General features: G+C 64.9%; 2 protein-coding genes. Both read left to right on the top strand.

Features of this window, described 5'->3' with window-relative positions; all coding sequences use genetic code 11:
- Positions 1-12 precede the first annotated feature (12 nt).
- Positions 13-147 (top strand): transposase, encoded by a 135-nt coding sequence (gene tnpB, locus JKL46_RS34655; protein ID WP_246529744.1) that lies wholly within the window; start codon positions 13-15, stop codon positions 145-147.
- Between the two features lie 46 nt (positions 148-193).
- Positions 194-1,867 (top strand): IS66 family transposase, encoded by a 1,674-nt coding sequence (gene tnpC / locus JKL46_RS34650; RefSeq protein ID WP_201842979.1) that lies wholly within the window; start codon positions 194-196, stop codon positions 1,865-1,867.
- Positions 1,868-1,939: the final 72 nt, after the last annotated feature.

The following is a 1,939-nucleotide window of genomic DNA, read 5'->3' as shown; positions in this document are numbered from 1 at the left end:
TTCACGCGAAGGTTGGAGAAAGGCCGCTTCATCTGGCCGAATGTGGAGGGCGGCGCTGTTGCGATCTCACCGGCGCAGCTGTCTTATCTTCTGTCTGGAATCGACTGGCGCAATCCCCAGGAAACCTGGCGTCCGACGCGGGTGTGAACCTGTTTGCCATTGAAGTTGCTGGGAAATCTGATTCAATGGTGCCATGTCATCGGCACCGTTCTCGCTGCCTTCGGACCTTGCCAGCGCCCAGGCCGCGCTGCTGGCAGAGCGCGAGGCACGACTGCGCAGCGAGGCCGAGCGGGATGCTGCGGTCGCGGATGCCGCCCATGCGAGGGCGAGGCTGTCCAGCACCGAAGCGCTGATCGCGTATCTGCAGCTGCAGATCGGCAAACTCGAGCGCGAGAAGCATGGCCCACGTCGTGAGCGCACCCAACGGCTGATCGACCAGCTGGAATTGCAGCTCGAAGAGCTGGTGATAGCGGCGACTGAGGATGAACTGGCCGCTGAGGCTGCGGCGGCGAAAGCGCAGACCGTGCGCGCCTTCACCCGCAAGAGGCCGGTGCGCAAACCCTTTCCGGAAGACATTGAGCGCGAGCGCATCGTGGTGGAGGCGCCGACGGTCTGCGGATGCTGCGGCAGCGCACGGCTGGCGAAGCTGGGCGAGGACGTGACGGAGACGCTCGAGGAGATCCCGCGCCGCTTCAAGGTGATCGAGACGGTGCGGGAGAAGTTCACGTGCCGGGATTGCGAGGCAATCAGCCAGGCACCGGCGCCATTCCATGCCACGCCACGCGGCTTTCTCGGCCCCAATCTGCTGGCGACGATCGTGTTCGACAAGTTCGGACAGCATATCCCTCTGAACCGCCAGAGCACGCGCTTCCAATGCGAGGGCATCGCGCTGTCGACCCAGACCCTGGCCGATCAGGTCGGCCATGTCAGCGCCGCGCTCCAGCCGGTCTTCGACCTGATCGAAGCCCATGTGTTCGCCGCCGTTCGGCTGCATGGCGACGATACCACGATCCCGATCCTGGCCAAGGGCCAGTGCACGACCGGACGGATCTGGACTTACGTGCGGGACGACCAGCCGTTTGGCGGGCCTGCGCCACCGGCCGCGGTCTATTACGCCTCCCGCGATCGGCGCGGCGAGCATCCGCAGAAACACCTGGCCGGCTTCGGCGGCGTGCTTCAGGCTGATTGCTACAACGGCTTCAATCCGCTGTTCGACCCGACGAAGAATCAAACGCCGATCACGGCCGCTTTCTGCTTCGCACATGCCCGCAGGAAATTCTTCGAACTGGTCGATGTCGCCCGCCATCCCCGGCGCGGCCGGAACGCCAGGCCGGTCTCGCCGACTGCGCTGGAGGCGGTCAGGCGCATCGATGCGCTGTTTGCCATCGAGCGCGAGATCAACGGCCGGAGTGCGACGGAGCGGCGCGCCGTGCGGCAGGAGAAGAGCAAGCCGCTGCTGGACGCGATGGAAGCATGGCTGCGCCAGGAGCAGGGTCATCTGTCGCGATCCTCCCCGGTGATCGAGCCGATCAACTACATGCTCTCGCGCTGGGCCGACTTCTCCCGCTTTGTCGACGATGGCAGAATTTGTCTCACGAACAACGCCGCCGAGAGGGCGTTACGCGGTGTGGCCTGCGGCAGAAAATCCTGGCTCTTCGCCGGTTCCGATCGCGGCGCCGACCGGGCCGCCATCATGCTCACGCTCACCATGACGGCCCGTCTCAACGATGTCGACCCGAAGGCATGGCTCGCCGATATCCTCGCTCGGATCGCCAACCTGCCGGTCTCACGCCTCCATGAAATGCTACCATGGGAATGGAAGAGGTTGCGCCAGGGCGAAAGCCCGGCGCCACAGCGGGCCGCCTGAACATCCACCATCATACGACAAACCGGATGACGCGCGACGCTCAAAGTCCGCGCGGCTCCTCGGATGCTTACG

The sequence above is a fragment of the Microvirga zambiensis WSM3693 genome, assembly GCF_016735695.1.
Lineage (GTDB): Bacteria > Pseudomonadota > Alphaproteobacteria > Rhizobiales > Beijerinckiaceae > Microvirga > Microvirga zambiensis.
This window is presented reverse-complemented; position numbering and strand designations above follow the sequence as displayed.